The organism is Variovorax sp. HJSM1_2 (assembly GCF_049316285.1).
Taxonomy (GTDB): Bacteria; Pseudomonadota; Gammaproteobacteria; order Burkholderiales; family Burkholderiaceae_C; genus Rhodoferax_B.
Genome location: NZ_JBMOXA010000003.1, coordinates 250,130 through 268,949, shown reverse-complemented (window position 1 = coordinate 268,949; position 18,820 = coordinate 250,130). Strand labels below are relative to the sequence as shown.

General features: G+C 63.5%; 15 protein-coding genes. 9 read left to right on the top strand and 6 right to left on the bottom strand.

From position 1 onward, the window contains the following. Positions 1-90: 90 nt before the first annotated feature. On the bottom strand, positions 91-1,704 hold the full coding sequence (locus tag ACFQ95_RS05370; protein ID WP_422829787.1) for a rhodanese-like domain-containing protein: 1,614 nt from the start codon (positions 1,702-1,704) through the stop codon (positions 91-93). A gap of 551 nt (positions 1,705-2,255) precedes the next feature. Here ACFQ95_RS05370 and ACFQ95_RS05365 point away from each other — a divergent pair. Further along, entirely contained in the window at positions 2,256-4,238 is a 1,983-nt protein-coding gene (locus ACFQ95_RS05365; RefSeq protein WP_422829786.1) for a diguanylate cyclase domain-containing protein, read from the top strand. A 10-nt stretch (positions 4,239-4,248) separates the two neighbouring features. Here ACFQ95_RS05365 and ACFQ95_RS05360 read toward each other — a convergent pair whose 3' ends face one another. From ACFQ95_RS05360 to ACFQ95_RS05350, 3 genes are read right to left on the bottom strand one after another with little or no spacing between them, the layout of a single operon-like run. Then, on the bottom strand, positions 4,249-5,238 hold the full coding sequence (locus ACFQ95_RS05360; protein ID WP_422829785.1) for a LysR family transcriptional regulator: 990 nt from the start codon (positions 5,236-5,238) through the stop codon (positions 4,249-4,251). 10 nt (positions 5,239-5,248) lie between these two features. After that, positions 5,249-6,358 (bottom strand): ABC transporter substrate-binding protein, encoded by a 1,110-nt coding sequence (locus ACFQ95_RS05355; RefSeq protein ID WP_422829784.1) that lies wholly within the window; start codon positions 6,356-6,358, stop codon positions 5,249-5,251. A 36-nt stretch (positions 6,359-6,394) separates the two neighbouring features. After that, positions 6,395-7,366 carry a Bug family tripartite tricarboxylate transporter substrate binding protein gene (locus ACFQ95_RS05350; RefSeq protein ID WP_422829783.1) on the bottom strand — a complete coding sequence of 324 codons (972 nt, stop codon included), beginning with the start codon at positions 7,364-7,366 and terminating at the stop codon, positions 6,395-6,397. Between the two features lie 281 nt (positions 7,367-7,647). Here ACFQ95_RS05350 and ACFQ95_RS05345 point away from each other — a divergent pair, with 281 nt between their 5' ends. From ACFQ95_RS05345 to ACFQ95_RS05310, 8 genes are all read left to right on the top strand, one after another. Further along, the gene (locus ACFQ95_RS05345; RefSeq protein ID WP_422829782.1) at positions 7,648-8,883 is read left to right on the top strand and encodes an acyl-CoA dehydrogenase family protein; all 1,236 of its coding nucleotides are present in this window, start codon (positions 7,648-7,650) and stop codon (positions 8,881-8,883) included. Positions 8,884-9,011: 128 nt separating this feature from the next. Continuing rightward, on the top strand, positions 9,012-9,851 hold the full coding sequence (locus ACFQ95_RS05340) for a MetQ/NlpA family ABC transporter substrate-binding protein (protein ID WP_422829781.1): 840 nt from the start codon (positions 9,012-9,014) through the stop codon (positions 9,849-9,851). Further along, positions 9,848-11,026 carry an acyl-CoA dehydrogenase family protein gene (locus ACFQ95_RS05335; RefSeq protein ID WP_422829780.1) on the top strand — a complete coding sequence of 393 codons (1,179 nt, stop codon included), beginning with the start codon at positions 9,848-9,850 and terminating at the stop codon, positions 11,024-11,026. Before ACFQ95_RS05340 ends, ACFQ95_RS05335 begins: the two co-directional genes overlap by 4 nt. A 44-nt stretch (positions 11,027-11,070) precedes the next feature. Further along, positions 11,071-11,415 carry a DUF3088 domain-containing protein gene (locus ACFQ95_RS05330; protein WP_422829779.1) on the top strand — a complete coding sequence of 115 codons (345 nt, stop codon included), beginning with the start codon at positions 11,071-11,073 and terminating at the stop codon, positions 11,413-11,415. Between the two features lie 26 nt (positions 11,416-11,441). Further along, on the top strand, positions 11,442-12,689 hold the full coding sequence (locus ACFQ95_RS05325) for an acyl-CoA dehydrogenase family protein (RefSeq protein WP_422829778.1): 1,248 nt from the start codon (positions 11,442-11,444) through the stop codon (positions 12,687-12,689). After that, on the top strand, positions 12,686-14,044 hold the full coding sequence (locus ACFQ95_RS05320) for an LLM class flavin-dependent oxidoreductase (protein ID WP_422829777.1): 1,359 nt from the start codon (positions 12,686-12,688) through the stop codon (positions 14,042-14,044). The genes ACFQ95_RS05325 and ACFQ95_RS05320 overlap by 4 nt, the downstream gene beginning before the upstream one ends. A gap of 40 nt (positions 14,045-14,084) precedes the next feature. After that, positions 14,085-15,461 (top strand): LLM class flavin-dependent oxidoreductase, encoded by a 1,377-nt coding sequence (locus ACFQ95_RS05315; protein WP_422829776.1) that lies wholly within the window; start codon positions 14,085-14,087, stop codon positions 15,459-15,461. A 35-nt stretch (positions 15,462-15,496) separates the two neighbouring features. Then, positions 15,497-16,963, top strand: coding sequence for a SidA/IucD/PvdA family monooxygenase (locus ACFQ95_RS05310; RefSeq protein WP_422829775.1), 1,467 nt, complete (start codon positions 15,497-15,499; stop codon positions 16,961-16,963). A gap of 155 nt (positions 16,964-17,118) precedes the next feature. Here the strand turns inward: ACFQ95_RS05310 and ACFQ95_RS05305 are convergent, their stop codons facing one another. After that, complete coding sequence (locus tag ACFQ95_RS05305) at positions 17,119-17,781, bottom strand: methionine ABC transporter permease (protein ID WP_422829774.1); 663 nt, start codon at positions 17,779-17,781, stop codon at positions 17,119-17,121. Beyond that, entirely contained in the window at positions 17,774-18,715 is a 942-nt protein-coding gene (locus ACFQ95_RS05300; RefSeq protein WP_422829773.1) for a methionine ABC transporter ATP-binding protein, read from the bottom strand. Before ACFQ95_RS05300 ends, ACFQ95_RS05305 begins: the two co-directional genes overlap by 8 nt. Positions 18,716-18,820: the final 105 nt, after the last annotated feature.

Genomic DNA, 18,820 nt, shown 5'->3' with positions numbered 1-18,820 from the left:
GATAAGGCTCGCAAAACAAAAAAGCAGAAGCGCTATCTTTTGCCAAGCCCACCCCACTCACAAGGAAGCTTTCCGGATATGGATATGCAGCTAGTGGGCTTGCTTTACCTCGGGCAAGCGAAACACCGCCAATTCGTCCGGCTCGCATTGGGCGATCAGGCCGGTTTCCCAGGCCAGGTACTGGCGCGCAGCGTCCAGGTTGCCCTCGTGCCGGTCGTGCACAAAAAACAGGTAGTCGATGGCGTCGCCATCGGCCGGCAGTCCTGGTGTTGCTTCGACCCGCAGGCCGGCCGCTATCCAATCGTCCAGGCGTGTCCAACGCACATCGCGCCAACCGGCCTCAACCAGGTCGGCGGCGGCAATACGCGCCACGCCGGCATCGGCGGCAAACAACAAGACCGGTTGATCCGGCCTGCCACGCTCGCGCACGTCGGCCACCAGGCGCGGCCGGACCGTCCACAACGCACCGCGTGCATGCTGCTTGCGGTAGGCCATGGAGGGCTGCACGTCCACCAGCAACGGTGCTTGCCGCGCCACCCAGGCGGGCAGTTGGCCATGGTTCACTTCGGGCAGCGGCGCCAACGGCCCCAGGGCGCTGGAGGGCTGTGCGGGCAGGTTGAGGCCGGCGCGCACCCCGCCCTCCACCACCGCGGTTTCAAACCCCAGGCGACGCAGCCAGGCGGCGACCACCGGGGCGCGCACCGCCTCGTCGTCTAGCAGGATCACCCGGCTGTTGCGCACCGCAATGGTTTGGTCGGTGGCCTGCAGCAATTGCCCGCCGGGGGCGTGGCGCGCACCAGCCAGGCTGCCGAGTGCAAACTCCTCGGCGCTGCGCACATCCAGCACATAGGTGGTGCGTTGGCCGTCGTCCAGCCAGGCTTGGGCCTGCATCACGCTGAGCTGCAACACCCCCGCTGCTTCGGCCTCGCGGGCTGCGGCAGCGCGGTCTTGGGCTTGTGCCGGAAAAGCCTTGGTGCTGCGGCGCAGGCTGCCGTGCTCCAGCTTCAGGCCTTGGAGCGCCCAGCCCTGGGTGCCGTTTTCCAGCGCGATGACCGGGTTGGGAATACCCAGGCTGCGCAAGATCTGCGCACCAATGATGCTGCGTGTGCGCCCCGCGCAGTGGATCACCACGGGCGTTGTGGCGTCTGTTACCAGCGCGCGCCAATGCAAGGCCAGCTCGCCGTTGGGCACCGATACCGCGCCGGGAATGGTCATCTTGCGGTGTTCTTCAAAGGTGCGGCCATCCAGTAGCACCAGTGCTTCACCGGCTTGTTGCCGCGTGTACAGGTCTTGGGCCGAAAGGTGTGGCGTGGCATAGGCGTGCTCCACCAGTTCACCAAAGGTTTTGGAGGGCAGGTTCACGCCCTGGAACAACACATAACCCGCAGCCGCCCAGCCCGGCGCCCCGCCTTCCAGAATAAAAACCTGTGTGTAGCCCAGGCTGGCCAAACGTGTGGCGGCACGCTCGGCCACACCATCGGCCGCATCGACCAGCGCGACCCGCGTGTCGCGCCGCGGCACCAACTGGCCCAGGTCCAGTTCCAGGCGGCTGAAGGGCAGCGGCACGGCAAAGAATGGATGGCCTTCGCCAAACTGCCCGGCTTCGCGCAGATCCAAAAGGGCGATCTCTCCACCATCGCTGAGCCATTGGCGCAGCACAGGGGCAGAAACAGAACGCGAGAGATTGACGGGTGTACGGTCCATATCGATGTTGCGACGCCATGGGCGCGCAATACAAGCACAAAACGCCACCATAACGGGCATCACGCCGTCAATCTAGAAGCATCTCAACTATGCATATTTGGTTTGTGTGCAGTCGATTTCATGCCGCAGAAAACTTGTTCAGCGCTTCTGTGGATAAGTTTGAGGGTAAGCATGGGGATTGTCAAAAATAAGAGCAAGAAACCTATGCCCTATTGGCGCTCCAATACAGACAAAACAAACTGCTTAAGACGTAAGCACTGGCATAACCCGGCCTTGCCGACAAGCCAAAGCGCTTTGCACAGGCCCAGGATTCAGGCCGTCATGTGCACCGACACGGCCCCAGCGTGTGCCGCTTGCAGCGCCCGGCCGTGCGGTGGACCAAGGCATAGCCCAACTGCCGAAACCGTTTGCCGGCTCACCTCCGGGCGGCGACACATCCCGTCAAGCCCCGCATGGCCAACTGTGACGCAACTGTGTCATCCCGTGCCTGAGCCTGAAAAAGCGGACCAAATCGACATTGCAAAAGGGGCTGAAGTCAGAAAATTCCGGACATGAACATCACACTGACCACCGAGACAAACGCCTGCGGCTCGAAAGCGTCGCGTATTCCCCAGGAATGGCGTGCCTGGATCACCCTGGCAACAGCGCTGGCGCTGGTCTTGGGCCTGGGTGTGTTGCTGCTGTGGCGCGGTTACCAGCGCGTGACAGAAGAGCAGCGCAACCGCTTGGAAACCCAGGCGCTGGTCGTCGCTGAAAACATGGACCGCCAATTGCACAGCATAGACAACGCCTTGCGTGCGGTGCGCTCAGACTTGGGCGCCGGCACCGGGCAGCCCTCGGCCGTCACGTCGCGCCAGTTGAAGACCTTGGGCGAGGCCATGCCGGGTTCACGGGGAATTTTGACCACAGACGCCAAGGGTGTCGTGAGCATTGCCGAACGCAGCGTTCTGCACGGCATCAACTTCAGCTACCGCGAATACTTTACGGCGCCACGTGACCGCACCGACTTCGGCATGTTGTACATATCGTCGCCCTTTGTGACGCGCGAAGGCAACTACTCCATCAACCTGACCAAGGCGGTACCCGACGCACAAGGCCGCTTCAACGGGGTTGTCACGTCCAACCTGGATCCAAGCTACTTTGAAATTCTGGCGCGCTCGGTGTTATACGCCCCCGACATGCGGGTCAGCCTGGTCCACGGTAGCGGCAAGATCTTCATCGACGCGCGCCATGCGGTTGAATTGATAGGCAGCGACATAGGCACCTGGGGTTCACTATTCTCGCAACATGTGGCCAGCGAACGCGACGAGAGCGTGATGCAGGGCAAGGAATCGGCCGACAACACCAGCCGCATGGTGGTCTACCGCACCATACTGCCTGCGGATCTGAGCATGGACACCCCGTTGGTGGTCGCGGTCAGCCGCGAAGTTAATGCCATCTACGCCGTATGGTGGAAAGACCTGGCCACCTATGCACTGCTGTTCATCGTGCTGTGTGTCGGCAGCGGCGCCTGGCTGCGTCTCAGCCAGCTGCGCAAGGCCGCCGCCCGCCGAGACCAACGCGAGAAGAAGGCGCTGCAGGACAGCGCAACCGCCAAGCTGATGGCCGCCGCCGCGTTGCAACGGCGCACCGGCAAGCTGGCCAAGGTTGGCGGCTGGCAATTGGAAATGGCCAACATGGAAATGACCTGGACCCAGGAGATGTTCGAGATCTACGAACTGCCAAACGCCACCTCACTCAGCCTGGAACAAGCACTCTCACCTTATACGGAGGAAACCCGCCCGGCTCTGGAAACCGCCATTCGCAAAGCCATGGCCTTTGGCACACCCTGGTCGGTCGAGGCCTGCATGGTGACAGGCAAGGGACGCAAGCTTTGGGTGCGTTCGCAAGGTGAGGCCGTGGTGCAAGCCGGCAAAGTGGTGCGTCTGGCGGGGGCCTCACAAGACGTGACCGAGCGTGTGCAATACGCTGCCAAGCTGGCCACGGCCAACAAGAAGCTGGAGCTGCTGGCCGTGACCGACAGCCTGACCGGTGTGGGCAACCGCCGCTGTTTTGATCAGCAACTGGAAACCGAATGGTCGCGCTGCCAGCGGCGCAACATTCCCCTCGGCTTGTTGATGCTGGACATAGACCACTTCAAGCTTTACAACGACCGCTACGGCCACCCGCGTGGCGATGAAGCGCTAAGCCATGTGGCCAGCATCTTGAGCGAATGTGCACAACGCTCGGGCGAACTGGTGGCGCGTTATGGTGGTGAAGAATTTGTCGTGCTGCTGCCCGGCAGCGACCTCGCGAACACACGCAAAATGGCGCAGGACATCCTGGCCGAACTGGCCCGGGCGCACCTGCCGCACGGCACTTCACCAACTTCGCAATACGTGACGGCGAGTATTGGCGTCGCCAGCACCACACCGGAGGCATCGGTTGACGCCCTGCTATTGGTGCAAACCGCCGACATTGCGCTGTATGCCGCCAAGACCCGTGGCCGCAACCGCGTTGAGGACGCGCAGTTTCCTGCGGCGAGCGACGCCTAAACCTCGCACTTCAGCGCAGCGCCACCGCGTGAGGCTCAAAAACCTTGCTGATGCCTGCCAGCAGCCTGCGGCCATTGTCCGAAGGTGGATCTTCGGCGCGCAACGCCCCGGCCAGCAACTCGCCATCGGCCATGCGTTTGATGAACTCTGCCGCAGCAGCAGACGCACTTCCGCCCTTGCGCTGCAGAATACCGACACGGCGGCTCGCTTCTGGGGCGGAGATATCCAGCAGATGTAAACGGCGCAAACCGCCCGACAAAATCACCAGCGCGGGCAGGTAGGCCACACCCAAGCCGGCTTCGGCCATGCCCAGAATGGTTTGCTGGTGCAGCAGCACATGTGCGATGTTGGCAAAGATGCCGTGGTCTTGCAGTGCATGCTCGGTGGCTTCACGAATACCCGCGCCCTGCTTGGACGCCAGCATGGGGTAGGCCGCAAGCTCGGCAAGAGTGGCTTGATTTGACCGCGCCAGTGCGTGGCCCAGTGGCACCACCCCGAAGAACTTCTCCGTCAGCAGCAAGGAGAAATCAAGGGTGGCCGTTCTTTGCGGCTGCGGCGCTATGCCGAAGTCGGCCAGACCGCTGGTCACCATCTGTTCCACATTCAGCAGAATGTCTTCGTGCAGCTGAATCTGGATCTCCGGAAAGCTTGCCTGGAAACTGTTGATGGCCTGCGGCAGCAAGGTCGACGACACCGAAGGTGTGGCCGCAATCACGATACGGCCATGGTTGAGCGAGCACAGGTTCTGCATGTCTGCCACTGCGTCGCTCAGGTCGCGCAGCAGTTGCCGCGCCCGCTGCAGAAAGCGCGCGCCCTCTGCGGTCAACGCCACCGAACGTGTGGTGCGGTTGAAGAGGCTCACGCCCAACACCTGCTCCAGCTCGCGCAGCTGCGCGCTCAAAGAAGGCTGCGAAGTGCCCAGGCGTTGCGCCGCTTTGTTGAACTGGCCTTCTTCGGCAATGGCGATGAACATGCGCAGCTTGGCCAGGCTCACCGTCATCGCAACTGACTCATGCGCCTACAGGAGCGGCAAACTCCTTGGTTTGTGCGCCCTGCTCTTCATCCAGCTGCCGCAGCAGTGCATGCGCGGCGGCCAAGGGGCCGGGTTGAATCCAGTCATCCACCGAAAAGTCGTTGCGGATAAAGCCATGGGCCAGCAGAAAGTCCTTGCGCAGCTTCAGCGCGTTGACCAGGTCGGGCCGCAGGCTGGGCTCCAGGTTGTCGTAGATCTGGGCGTCGAACGCGTCGGGCAGCCATTCATCCACGACCGACACTTCACGCGCAATGATGCTGTCGGCCTCGCGCGGGTGTGAGCGGGCCCAACGCGCGGCACGCAGCACCTGCAGCAGGTAGCGCGCCACCAGATCAGGGTGTTCACGCACCAATTCGCCGCTCACGGACAACACATTGGGCGTGCCGTTGTTGACGGCCACGCGTGTATCCGGGTGGTGGGCAATGTCGGCCACCACGTGTGCGCCCAGGAACTCCTGCAGCGCCGGGCCGGTGGCACCGTAGTGGTAGAGCACGTCCACGTCCCCACGGATCAGAGCAAAGGCCTCGGCACGCGCGTTGCTGGCCGATTGGCGTGCATCAAACAAGCTGCCCGAAGACGATGCCTTTTGCGCCTGGATATAGGGCGTGCTGATCGGCAGATCAACAAAACTGACGTCTTCGGCACCCAGGCCTTCTGTGGCCAAGACCTGCAAATAGGCCTGTAATGCAGACGCACGCCAGAAGTCTATCTTCTCACCCACCCGGCGCGGTAGCGCCAGGCGTTTGCCTTTTAAATCGCGCACCGTTTGAATGCCCGAGCCCGGCAGGCTCAGTAGGGACTGGTATTGCGGCAGCCACGTCAGCCCCACTACCACCACATCTTGCCCTTCTGAGCGCGACCAGATCGGCGGCGCATTGCCACCTTGGCGGAACGAGTTCAACTGGCGGTGGTCGAAATGTGATTCACGCACCTCGCGGTCGGCCGACGCGCGCAGCGACGACACCGTGATGCCATCGGCGGCAAACTCGGCGGCTATCCAGCCGTGGTGTATGGCAATGCCGGATGCCGTGGGCACAGGGCAGCGGGTGTACCAAAGGCGATCGATGCTGGAAGTGGATGAGGACATGAGCAGGTCTCCTTTATGGGGTGCCGGTTGACACTATCAATCGAGTCGAATGTTGTTGGCCTGAATCACCTTGCCCCAGCTGCCTATGCTGTCTTCAATCACCTTGCGAAAGGCTTCAGGCGGGCCACCGGCGGGGTCGAATGCCTGGGCCAGCAACTGCTTGCGCACCTCGGGGTCTTGCAATACGGCGTTGAACTCGCGGTTCAGCCGGTCGATGATGGCTTGTGGTGTGCCGGCCGGCGCCACAAAGCCTTGCCAGGAGTCGAAGTTGAAATCGGGCAGGCCTTGCTCGACAAAAGTCGGCACATCGGGCAGAGCGGCCGAGCGTTTGGCGGTGGACACGCCCAGCGCGCGCAGCTTGCCTTCGCGAATAAAGGGCAATGCGGGCGCAATCGTCACGATGATGCCGTCGGCATGGGCGCCGAGCACGTCGGTCAGGGCCGGCTGGGCACTGCGGTAGACCACGGGCTTGACCTGGATCTGTGCCTGGGTTTGCAGCAGCAGCACACCCAACTGGCCGGTGGTGCCCACCGCCGGCGAGGCCAGCGCGTACTTGCCAGGCTCGGTCTTCGCCAACTGCAGGAACTCTTTGAGCGAACGTGCTGGCACGGCCGCGTTCACCGCAAAAACCTGTGGCGAGGAGATGGCGTGCACGATGGGCGCAAAGCTGGTGCGTGCATCAAACGGCAGCTTGGCAAACAGCGTTTGGTTGATGGAGATGCCATCGGCCGCCACCAGCAAGGTGTAGCCATCCGGCGCCGCACGCGCCACAGCCTGCGCGGCGATGTTGCCCGCACCCCCAGGCTTGTTTTCAATGCTGACCGACTGCCCCAGCCGAACCGACAAGGCCTGCCCCAGGATACGGGCCAGAATGTCCGGGCTGCCACCGGGTGCAGCCGGCACGACGATTTGTATGCCACGCGAAGGATAGGTGTCGGCATGGCCTGCGTTGGCAAACGTCAGGCCCGCAGCGAACACAAGTGCGAGACCGAATAGGGATGGTTTCATGAGACTGCCTGTAAGTGATGAGTAGATTGCAATGGCGGGTGCTAGGCCACACGACAAAAGCCGAACTCTAGGCAGTCCATTCATAAATTTGAACGAATGAATCAAAGCTTACTTATTTGAAAATCGTCTGAGTCGGGCCAAACCGGACCGCGCAAGCCACCACCGTTTGGCGCATAAGAAAAGACGAATAACGTGCTTCGCTTGGCACATAGGTTGAGGGACAGTGGCGCCTTTGGCCAGCCGCCGCTGCAGCGGGCCGGCTTTCTTCTCCCCCCCTGCCCATGCCCAGTACACACCCCAACAAGCCCGCAAACCCCACAGACGCCCAACTCGCGGAACGCTTCCGCCCGGTTTTTGCCCGCATAAGCGAGGGCGCGATCCAGCGTGAAAACCAGCGTGCCCTGGCCTACGAGCCGGTGCAATGGCTGCGCGAGGCCGGATTCGGTGCCCTGCGTGTGCCCGCCGCCCTGGGTGGCCTGGGCGCATCGGTAGAACAATGGTTCGACCTGTTGATAGACCTGGGCGAAGCCGACTCCAATCTGCCGCAGATCTTCCGGGCGCATTTTGGTTTCATCGAGCGCCTGTACGCCGAGATCGACCCAGGCTTGCAAACGCAGTGGCTGCGGCGCGCGGGCGAAGGTGTGGTCTATGGCAACGCCACCACCGAGCGCGGCGAAGGCGCGCTGGGCACACTCAACACCACCCTCACTCCGCTGAACGGAGCCTGGGTACTGAACGGTGAGAAGTTCTACAGCACCGGCACCCTGTATGCCGACTGGATTGCGGTTTCGGCCCAGCGCCTTGATGGCTCAGGCCAATCCAGCCGCGTGATCGCACTGTTGCCAAAAGCCGCGGAAGGCGTGCGCTGCGACGACGACTGGAGCGGCTTTGGCCAGCGGCTGTCGGCATCGGGCAGCACACACTTTGAGAACGCACTGGTCGATGCCGGCCACGTGCTCAGCTACCCGCGCGACCGCGCCACCCCCATGACGGCTTACTTCCAGCTGATCCACCTGGCCACACTCGCCGGCATTGCGCGTGCCATAGAGCGCGACGCGGTGGACTTTGTACGCAAGCGCAAACGGGTCTACAGCCACGGCAGCGGTGGCACAGCCGCTGACGACCCGCTGGTGCAGCAGGTGATTGGCCAATTGGCCAGTGCCGCATTTGCCGCCACGGCCGTGGTGCGTTCTGCGGCGCAGCCGCTGGGCGATATCGACCGCCTGCGCCAAGCCGGCCAGCCGATTCCCGAATCACTGATCATCGAAGCGGAACTGCGCACCGCCAAGGCCCACCCGGTGGTGGCCGATCTGGTGCTGAACGCGGCCACACACTTGTTCGACGTGGGCGGCGCCTCGGCCCTGCAGGAAGACCTGCGCCTGGACCGCCACTGGCGCAATGCGCGCACGCTGGCATCGCACAACCCCAGCATCTACAAGTCTCGCCTGGTGGGCGACCACGCCATCAACAACACCCGGCCTAGCTTTTACTGGTCGGTGGGGACCACGGGGGGTTGAGTGGCCTGACGGCAGGTGTTGCTCATCCGTTTTGCATCTTTGCTTGCGCGCAAATCTTCGTTTGTGCGGCGCATGTCGCAGCCTAGAGTGATGTGATTGTTTTGCATCCACTCACCCAAGCTTCACCTATGAAACTGCATTTCTCCACCGCCTTGCGCAAACGTTTGTTGGGCCTGCTGCAATCCACCGCTGTGGTGGCCGTTGCGAGCGCTCTTTCCACCGCCGTACTGGCCGCCGACCTGAGCATTGGCTTCATGCCCGGCCCCTACCGCGATGCGTTCAGCAAGGGCATAGAGCCGCTGCTCAAGCAGCAGGGCTACAACATCAAATACGTGGAATTCAGCCAGGGTGTGCAGCCCAACGACGCGGTGCAGCGCGGCCAGATCGATGCCAACATCTTCCAGCACAGCCTGTACCTCAACGCCAGCAACCAGCAGCAGGGTTTCGATCTGGTGCCGGTAATCCAGGTGCCCACACCGCCCATGGGCCTGTATTCGCAAAAACACAAATCACTGGACAGCGTGCCCGAGGGTGCCACCGTCACCCTGCCCGCAGATCCGGTCAACGCCGCGCGTGCGCTGAACATCCTGGCCGCCGTGGGCTGGTTGCAGCTCAAACCTGGTGTGAACCCCATCAGCGTCTCCGAGCGCGATGTGGCAGCCAACCCCAAGCGCCTGAAGCTGGTGCCGATTGATGCCGCCCAGGCGCCGCGCTCGTTGGCCGATGCCGACATTGCCGCCGTGCAAGGCAACTTCGCCGTGGCCTCGGGCCTGAAACTCACCGATGCCTTGAAGCTCGAAGACATGACACCACCCTACGTCAACGTGGTGGCCGTGAAGCGTGGCAACGTCGACGCCAAGTTTGCCAAGGACATTGCCGCCGCCTACCAGTCGGCCGAATTCCAGCGCTTGTTCAAGGCCAACCCGGTGTGGTCGGGCTACCGCCTGCCTGAATATTTCGCCAAATGAGCGCAACCCAAGACGACAAGCTGCTGGCCACTGCTGTGGCGCTGCGCCAGTCTTTTCAGCACGACGCCGTGGCCCGCGACCAGGCTGGCGGCCGGCCCACGGCGCAGATCGCGCTGCTGAAGCAAAGCGGCCTGCTCGCGGCGCGCATCCCCACCGAATACGGTGGCGGCGGCGCCTCTTGGGCGGCGGTGCTGCGCGTGGTGCGTGAATTTGCGCGCACCGATGGATCGCTCGCGCATCTGTTTGGCTACCACCATCTGCCGCTGCACACGGTTCTGGCGCGTGGCAACACAACCCAAATGGCGCAATGGCTGAGCCAGAGCGTGCAGCACCAGTGGCTGTGGAGCAACTCGGGCAATGCCTTGTCGAAAACCTCATCAGCGCAACGTGCGGGCGACGGCAAAGGCTGGGTGGTGAACGGCTTTAGGCCGTTTTCCAGCGGCACCCACGTGGCCGATGTGATCCAGGTCAGCTGGGAAAACAAACAGGGCCAACGCCTCACCGGCGTGGTGCCGGCACAGCGGCCCGGCATCGTGATCGAAGACGATTGGGACGGCATTGGCCAACGCCAGACCGGCAGCGGCACAGTGACGTTTGAAGACGTTCAGGTGCACGACGACGAACTTCTGGGCCAGGCCGCTGACCCGCTGACACCTTTTGTGTCATTGACGCCACTGCTGCAGCAGGCCGTGCTGCTCAATGTGTTCATAGGCAGCGCCCAGGGCGCACTCGACGAAGGCCGCAACTACACCCAAACCCATTCACGCCCATGGATACATTCCGGCGTGGCGCGGCATGTGGACGACCCATGGATACAACGCAAATATGGCGACCTGGCGATCCGGGTATTGGCTGCGGTTGAACTGGCCGAGCAGGCCTCGGCCACACTGGACGAGATTTATGCCCACGGGCACCAGCTCAGCGAAGAGCAACGCGGCCGCGCCGCCATCGACCTGGCCGTGGCCAACCTTTATGCGGGCGAAGTTGGCCTGGCCGTGTCCAACGATGTTTTCGAGTTGATGGGGGCACGCTCGGCCACCACCGCGAATGGCTTCGACCGTTTCTGGCGCAACGTGCGCACGCACACGCTGCACAACCCCGCCGAATACAAAAAACGCTCGGTTGGCACCTGGGCGTTGACCGGCGCCTACCCCGAGCCCGCGCTCTACCGCTAAGACGGCTAGTCCCCAGAACAACACCCTCACTTATCAGGATCACCATGTCACGCGACCGTCTCATCTTGCTTGCCCCTGGCTTTATCGACCCCAAACACGCTGGCGAAACCTTTGTCTGCCCGCACGGCCTGCCCATAGAAGGCCTGCTGGCGGCCGACCCGGAACGTGCTGCCGGGCTGGACGTGGAGCGTGTAGGCTTCGCGCGCCCGCGCCCTGCCGTGATCGCCGCACTCGACGTCGACCACCAGGGCCTGCCGGTGCTGATCCTGGGCGATGCAAAGCCCGCACCGGCCGACGCGAAAGTGCTGGGCAACACACACTTCGTCACCGACTCGCGCCGCATTCTGGATCTGTTGGCCGAGCGCCACGGCTTCCCACGCGTGCACTGAAATCACAAACATCTGGACCTTGCCGCATGTCCGCCAATCTCGCCTACCTAGATACAGCGGCCAGCCAGGCGCCGCCGCTGTTCGAGCCCAACACCAACAACCGCTTCATCGCCCGCGCAGTGTTGTTGCGCGACCGCTTTGAAAAAGACGCCATCGCGCGCGACCGCGCGGGTGGCAAACCCACGGCGCAAATCCAGGCATTGAAAGAACAGGGCCTGCTGACGCTGCTGCTGCCCAAAGCCTTTGGTGGCGAGGGTGAGAGTTGGTCCACCGCTCTGCGTATTGGCCGCCTGTTCGCCCAGGTGGATGGTTCGCTGGGCCACCTCTACGGCTACCACCACTTCAGCCTGCTGGGCATGACGCTGCGTGACGACCCGGCGAAAACCGAAGAGCTGTGGCGCCGCTCGGTAGCCGGCAACTGGTTCTGGGGCAACACCACCAACAGCTTTTCGCAAAGCCTTTTTGGCAAGCGTGATGGTGAATGGTTTGTGCTCGACGGTTTTCGCCCCTTCACCTCGGGCTCGCATGTGGCCGACCGCCTGGCGATCGCCTGGGAAGACGCCGACAGCGGCGAGCGCCGCTTCGCCGCTATTGAGGCCAACCGCGAAGGCCTGGTGATAGAAAACGACTGGGACGGTATAGGCCAGCGCCAGACCGGCAGCGGCCGCGTGAGTTACCACGGCGTGCGTGTGCACCAGAGCGAGGTGCTGGGCGCCCCCGTGCCGCTGAACCCCACAGGCGCTCCGGACCAGCCCTATCGCACGCTGACCGCACTGCTGCAGCAAAGTGTGCTGCTCAACGTGTTTGTTGGCACTGCCCAAGGTGCGCTGCGCGCCGCACGCGGCTACACCGTGCAGCATTCGCGTCCCTGGGTACATTCAGGCGTCGAACGCCATACCGACGATCCCTGGGTGCAGCGCCAATACGGCGAGCTGTTTGTGCAAACCCGTGCGGCCACGGCCCTGGCCGACCGCGCGCTGCAGGCCCTAGACCACGTCACAGCGCGGGGCACGGCCCTCACGGCCGAAGAGCGCGGCGAAGCGGCGGTCGCCATTGCCGCCGCCAATGTGCTCGCGGGCGAGGTGGCACTCAAGGTTTCCAGCGAGATTTTTGAGGTGACCGGCGCACGCTCCGCCGTGCGCCAACGCGGCCTGGACCGCTTCTGGCGCAATGCGCGCATCCACACGCTGCACAACCCAGCGGAATACAAGTCACGCAATGTCGGCCGCTGGTTTCTCGGCGAAGGGCATCCCGAACCTGGAACCTTTCAATGACCCAAGCCCTCAATTCAACAAGGCTGCCGCGCCGCCTGCACCTCAACGTCAACATCCTGCATGCCGGTTTTGTGCCCTCGGCCTGGCGCCTGCCCAGCAGCGACCCCGGCGCGTTTGTCGACGCGCAGCACTACATACGCGTGGCGCAGATTGCCGAAGCCGGCAAGCTCGATGCGGTGTTTCTGGCCGACAACGCCGCCATCGTTGACCAGATCCACTTTCGCCCCATTACCGCACTCGAACCCACGGTGTTGCTGGCCATGGTGGCCGCCGCCACCACCCACATCGGTCTCATAGGCACGGCCTCCAGCAGCTACAACGAGCCCTACAACATCGCACGCCGCTTTGCCACGCTGGACCATGTGAGCCGTGGCCGTGCGGGCTGGAACGTGGTGACCACGGCCGACCTGCCCTCGGCGCGCAACTTTGGCCGCGACGCCGTGCCCGACCATGCCCAGCGTTATGCCCGCGCCGACGAGTTCACCAGCGTGGTCAAGGCCTTGTGGAACAGCTGGGAAGACGACGCCTTCATTGGCGACAAGGCCAGCGGCCGCTTTATAGACCCGGCCAAGGTCCACCCCATCAACCATCACGGCGAACACTTCTCGGTGCACGGCCCGTCCACCCTGCCACGCTCGCTGCAAGGCTACCCGGTGGTGGTGCAGGCCGGGGGCTCGGCCGATGGCCGCGAGCTGGCCGCGCGCCATGCCGAGGCGGTGTTCTCGGCCTCGCAGTCGTTTGAAGAATCGCTGGCCTATGGGCGCGGCCTGAAGGCCCGCGCCCAGGCGTTGGGGCGTGGGCCCGATGCGGTCAAGGTCTTGGCCGGGCTCACCACCATCATTGGTGCCACCGAGGCCGAGGCGCTACGCCGCCGCGACGAACTGGTGGACTTGATTCCGTGGGACTACAGCCTCACACGCCTGGCCGGCATCCTGGGCCTGACACCCGACCAGCTGAAGCTGGACGAACGCCTGCCCGACAAGCTGGCCCTGCCCACCAATGGCAACGGCAACCACACCTTCTTCAACGCCACGCTGGCCGTGGCACGGCGCCACAACTACACCGCGCGCCAGACCATACGCGCGCTGGCCGGTGGTGGCGGCCACCGCGTGGTGGTGGGCACACCCGAGCAGATTGCCGACGACATTGCACTCTGGTTCGAGGGTGGTGCGGCCGATGGTTTCAACCTCATGCCCGACGCCCTGCCCGACGGCCTGCAGGATTTTGTCGACGGTGTGCTGCCCATCCTGCGACGCCGTGGCCTGTTTCGCACGGAGTACGAAGGCACAACCCTGCGTGAACACCTGGGCCTGCCGCGCCCCCCGGGCCGCGACCCGGTGCGCCAGGCGGCCTGATTCTCATCCCTTGACACGGCACAGCCACCATCACCACACCATGACACAGCGCAGCGGAACCCTGAGCCTGGGCGCGTTTCTCTACCCCACAGGCCACCACATCGCCGCCTGGCGCCACCCGGACAGCCCGGCTGGCGCGGGTGTGAATTTCAAACACTACGCAGCCTTGGCCCAAGCAGCAGAAGCGGCCAAGTTCGATCTGGTGTTTCTGGCCGATGGTGTGGGCACACGCGGCGACGATGTGGACTTTCTGAGCCGCACCGCACACAGCTACCAGGCGCAGTTTGAGCCCATCACCCTGCTGTCGGCGCTTTCATCGGTCACCGAGCGTATTGGCCTGGTGGCCACGGCCTCCACCAGCTTCAACGAGCCCTACCACGTGGCGCGCAAGTTCGCCTCGCTGGATCACCTCTCGGGCGGCCGCGCGGGCTGGAACCTGGTCACCTCGTCCAGCGCACACGAGGCGCGCAACTTCAACCGCGAAGAACACTTGGCACATGCCGACCGTTATGGCCGCGCCTCGGAGTTCGCCGATGTAGTGGCGGCCCTGTGGAACAGTTGGGAAGACGACGCCTTTAGCGTAGACAAAGCGGCCGGCCGCTTTTACAACCCGGCCAAGCGCCATGTGCCGCACCACAAGGGTGAACACTTCTCGGTGCAAGGCCCGCTGAACGTGCCGCGTTCACCCCAGGGCCACCCGGTGCTTGTGCAAGCCGGCTCATCGGAAGCCGGCAAGGAACTCGCCGCGCGCACCGCCGAGGCGGTGTTCACCGCACAACAAACACTGGCCGACGCGGTGGATTTTTATGCCGACCTCAAAGGCCGGTTGGCGAAGTATGGCCGGGAGGACAACGAGCTGAAAGTGCTGCCCGGTGTGTTCCCTGTCGTGGGCCACAGCGAAAGCGAGGCGCGCGAGAAGTTTGAACAACTGCAGGCCTTGATAGACCCGGTGGTAGGCCTGGCCTTGGTCTCTGGACTGACGGGTGGTTTTGACCTTTCTGCTTACCCACTCGACGGCCCCATCCCGCCACTGCCCGAAACCAATGCCAGCAAGAGCCGCCAGCAATTGATGATAGACCTGGCTCGCCGCGAAAATCTCAGCATCCGCCAGCTCTACCAACGCGTGGCAGGCGCGCGCGGCCATTGGCAACTGGTGGGCACACCCGAGCAGATCGTTGACCAACTCGAAGAACGCTGGCGCCACTTCGGTGCCGACGGCTACAACATCATGGCGCCGGTGCTGCCGGGCGGCCTCAGCGACTTCATCTCACTGGTGTTACCCGAGTTGCGCCGCCGTGGTTTGTTCCGTACCGAATACAGCGGCAGCACCCTGCGTGAGCACCTGGGCTTGAAACGCCCGGCACATCCTGCACAAAGGGCCGCTATCACCAGCGTAGCGGCGCCTGCAATCGCCTGATCCCACACGCTATCACGCCACTAGCCCTATTTGCCATGTCTGAACACACCACAGCCTTCAGCTTCGACCACCTGGCGTCCGAGACGCTGCGCCTGCTAGGCCCGGCGCCCGAGAACTGGGTGCCCGACATTCCTGGCATAGACCACAACGTGGCCATCATTGGGGGTGGCCAAAGCGGCAGCGCCTATGCCTTTGCGCTGCGCCGTGCCGGCATTGGCCGCGTGACGCTGCTGGATGCGGCGCCCAACAGCACTCAAGCCGGTGTCTGGCGTACCCGCGCACGCATGCACAAGCTGCGCACACCCAAGAACCTGGTGGGGCCGGAACTCGGCCTGCCCACACTGGGCTTTCAGGCCTGGTTTGAGTCACGGCACGGCGCCCAAGCTTATGCCGCCATCGACCGCATTCCACGCACCGCCTGGGCCGACTATCTGGATTGGTTTCGCAGCTTTCTCAACGTGGAAGTGCGTTACGCCACACGCCTGCTGCGTATCGAGCCGGTGCTGCACGAGTCGCTGGCGCATTTCAGACTACACCTCGAAGTGGATGGCAAACAACGCATAGAGACCGCGCGCAAGATCATCCTGGCCAACGGCGTGGCGGGCAACGGCGAGCCCTTTGTGCCAGCCGAGTTGAAGGCCGCCGTGGCCGCCGGGCGCGCGGCCCACACCGCAGAGATCATAGACTTCGCCGCCTTGCGCGGGCGTGTGGTGGCCGTGGTGGGGGCCGCAGCCTCGGCCTTTGATGCGGCCGCCACGGCGCTGGAGGCCGGGGCCAAGGCGGTGCACCTGTTTGCGCGGCGCGACCAGATTGCGTCCACCCCGGTCTCCAAGGTCCGCGCCTACCCCGGCATCTACGACAACTACCACGCCCTGCCCGATGCGGTGCGCTGGCAACAGGCGCTGCGTTACCGGCGCGCGGGCTCCACACCACCGGCCGATTCGGTGCAACGTGTACTGAAGTTCGCCAACTTCCATCTGCACCTGGCGGCCCCCTGGCAGGCCGTCGAGGTCCCTGCCGAAGGCATCACAGCGCAAGTGGGTGATGAGGTCTTGTATTTCGACTTCGCGATTGCCGGCACCGGTTACCGCGTAGCCCCTGAGGCCCGGCCCGAGCTGGCCGAGATTGCGCCGCACATCCTGCGCTGGCGCGACCGTTACACCGCACCGGCCGATGCGCGCGATGACGAACTCGGCGCCTCGCCCTACCTCGGCCCCGGCCTGCACTATCTGGAGAAACACCCGGGCCGTGCGCCATGGCTGCACAACATCCACGTGCAGAACCCCGCTGGTTTTGCCAGCACCGGTGTGCCGCTAGGCGACGTACCCAGCATGCGCCGCGACATTCCGGCCGCCGTGGCGCAGATCAGCCGTGACCTGGCCCTGGCCGACCTGCCACTGCACCTGCGCCGCATCGAGGCCGAGGTGGCCCCGGACTACGGTCCCGAGTTATACGCCGCTGCGGTGTGGCAACACAGCGCCGTGCCCAGCTTGGTGGATTGATTTCGCATGGGTCCGGCGCTGATCGGGCTGGGCCGCTACCCTTGGGCTGTGGGTTTTCGGCAATGTCTTTTCCCAGGCACGAATCGGCTCCATATCCGCTTTGAGCATGATGGGCTTTTTGCCCCAGCGGCACCAAGGCGCACGCCAGTGGGTTTTTAACGTTTGTCGAGGCTGCGCGCCAAGCTGTTGCCAACAAACTGCAGAATCTGCACCAGTACCACCAGCAAGGCAACGGTGAGCACCATCACATCGGTCTGGAAGCGGTAGTAGCCGTAGCGGATGGCCAGATCGCCAATGCCGCCACCGCCCACCACACCGGCAATCGCCGAATACGACAGAAAACTCACGGCCAGCACCGTCAAGGCCAGTACCAGGCCAGAGCGCGCCTCGACCACCAGCACGCGCCACACAATCTGCAGCTCGGAAGCACCCATGGCGTGTGCGGCTTCGATCACGCCACGCGGCACTTCTCGCAGGCTCTGGTCCACCAGGCGCGCGAAGTATGGAATGGCGGCGAAAGACAAGGGCACCGAGGCCGCGAGCGGCCCGATGGAAGTGCCCGCAATCACACGCGTGAACGGCACCAGTGCCACCAGCAAGATGATGAACGGGAACGAGCGCACGGTGTTCACCAGCCAGTTCAACACCAGGAAGGCGGGCCGGTTGTCCAGCGATTGGCCGGGGCCAAGCAGAAACAGCAAGATGCCCAGTGGGCCGCCTATCAGCAGCGCGGCCGATAAACCTATGGCCAGCATCAGAAAGGTTTGGCCGGTGGCGGTCCAGAGTTCGGGCAGGATGGCGAGCAGATTTTCAGACATGGGCGACGCCTAAAGTGAAGGCTTGTGATGGACTTGGAGTGCCGGTAGATGTGGCGCTGAATGTGGCTTGTGGCGCGGCCGCCTTCAGCTGCGCAATGTCGCTGCTCTGCAGCGGCCTAGACTCGCGAGCCTCTCGTTCACGGCGCCGCACCAAGGCGTCGATCTCGCGGCCCAAGGCGGTTTGCCGTGCTTCGGCCGGTGCATCCACCGCAAACTGTTCAATCAGGCGGCCGTTCTCCAGCACCGCCACCTTTTGGCACAACACCTCCACCACCGATAACTCGTGTGTCACGATCACAATCGTCACACCTATCTGCTGGTTGATGTCGCGCAGCGTTTGCAGCAGATCGCGCGTGGTTTCGCTGTCCAGCGCCGAAGTTGGCTCGTCGCATAACAACACCTGGGGACGTGGCGCCAAGGCACGTGCAATCGCCACGCGTTGTTTTTGCCCGCCTGAGAGTTGCGCCGGGTAGCTGTCGATCTTTTGCGACAGGCCCACCAGCGCCAGGCACTCGCGCACTCTGTTATCGATGTCGGCCTTGCTGTGGCGGCCGTGTATCTTCAACGGGAAGGCCACGTTGTCGAACACGGTGGCGTTCTGGATCAGGTTGAACTGCTGAAAAATCATGCCTATGTTTTGCCGCGTGTCGCGTAACTCACGCCGCGACAGGCTGGTGAGGTCCCGTCCACCCACCAGCACCTGGCCGGCATCGGGTCGCTCCAGCAGGTTGATCAAACGCAGCAAGGTCGACTTGCCGGCGCCGCTTTTGCCTATGAGGCCGAAGACCTCGCCTTGGTGGATGTCGAGCGACAGCGACTGCACGGCATCGAACACTTCGCCGTTGGGCAGCGCGAAGGACTTCTGCACACCGGCGAGCCGGATCAGCGGCTCGGCTGGGGCCGAAACTTTTATGGGGGCTTGAGGGCTGGTCATGTGGGCTTGGACTGGATGCCTAAACGCGCGAGTATGCGAATACAGCCCATAAAACCCAAGTGACAAATCAGCCGCTGCTTATGCCGTTTCCGACTATGTGAAGGT

What these genes read in the sequence shown, in the direction of transcription:
- ACFQ95_RS05370 (WP_422829787.1), bottom strand. Translation starts at nt 1,704, where the DNA reads ATGGACCGTACACCCGTCAATCTCTCGCGTTCTGTTTCTGCCCCTGTG.
- ACFQ95_RS05365 (WP_422829786.1), top strand. Translation starts at nt 2,256, where the DNA reads ATGAACATCACACTGACCACCGAGACAAACGCCTGCGGCTCGAAAGCG.
- ACFQ95_RS05360 (WP_422829785.1), bottom strand. Translation starts at nt 5,238, where the DNA reads ATGACGGTGAGCCTGGCCAAGCTGCGCATGTTCATCGCCATTGCCGAA.
- ACFQ95_RS05355 (WP_422829784.1), bottom strand. Translation starts at nt 6,358, where the DNA reads ATGTCCTCATCCACTTCCAGCATCGATCGCCTTTGGTACACCCGCTGC.
- ACFQ95_RS05350 (WP_422829783.1), bottom strand. Translation starts at nt 7,366, where the DNA reads ATGAAACCATCCCTATTCGGTCTCGCACTTGTGTTCGCTGCGGGCCTG.
- ACFQ95_RS05345 (WP_422829782.1), top strand. Translation starts at nt 7,648, where the DNA reads ATGCCCAGTACACACCCCAACAAGCCCGCAAACCCCACAGACGCCCAA.
- ACFQ95_RS05340 (WP_422829781.1), top strand. Translation starts at nt 9,012, where the DNA reads ATGAAACTGCATTTCTCCACCGCCTTGCGCAAACGTTTGTTGGGCCTG.
- ACFQ95_RS05335 (WP_422829780.1), top strand. Translation starts at nt 9,848, where the DNA reads ATGAGCGCAACCCAAGACGACAAGCTGCTGGCCACTGCTGTGGCGCTG.
- ACFQ95_RS05330 (WP_422829779.1), top strand. Translation starts at nt 11,071, where the DNA reads ATGTCACGCGACCGTCTCATCTTGCTTGCCCCTGGCTTTATCGACCCC.
- ACFQ95_RS05325 (WP_422829778.1), top strand. Translation starts at nt 11,442, where the DNA reads ATGTCCGCCAATCTCGCCTACCTAGATACAGCGGCCAGCCAGGCGCCG.
- ACFQ95_RS05320 (WP_422829777.1), top strand. Translation starts at nt 12,686, where the DNA reads ATGACCCAAGCCCTCAATTCAACAAGGCTGCCGCGCCGCCTGCACCTC.
- ACFQ95_RS05315 (WP_422829776.1), top strand. Translation starts at nt 14,085, where the DNA reads ATGACACAGCGCAGCGGAACCCTGAGCCTGGGCGCGTTTCTCTACCCC.
- ACFQ95_RS05310 (WP_422829775.1), top strand. Translation starts at nt 15,497, where the DNA reads ATGTCTGAACACACCACAGCCTTCAGCTTCGACCACCTGGCGTCCGAG.
- ACFQ95_RS05305 (WP_422829774.1), bottom strand. Translation starts at nt 17,781, where the DNA reads ATGTCTGAAAATCTGCTCGCCATCCTGCCCGAACTCTGGACCGCCACC.
- ACFQ95_RS05300 (WP_422829773.1), bottom strand. Translation starts at nt 18,715, where the DNA reads ATGACCAGCCCTCAAGCCCCCATAAAAGTTTCGGCCCCAGCCGAGCCG.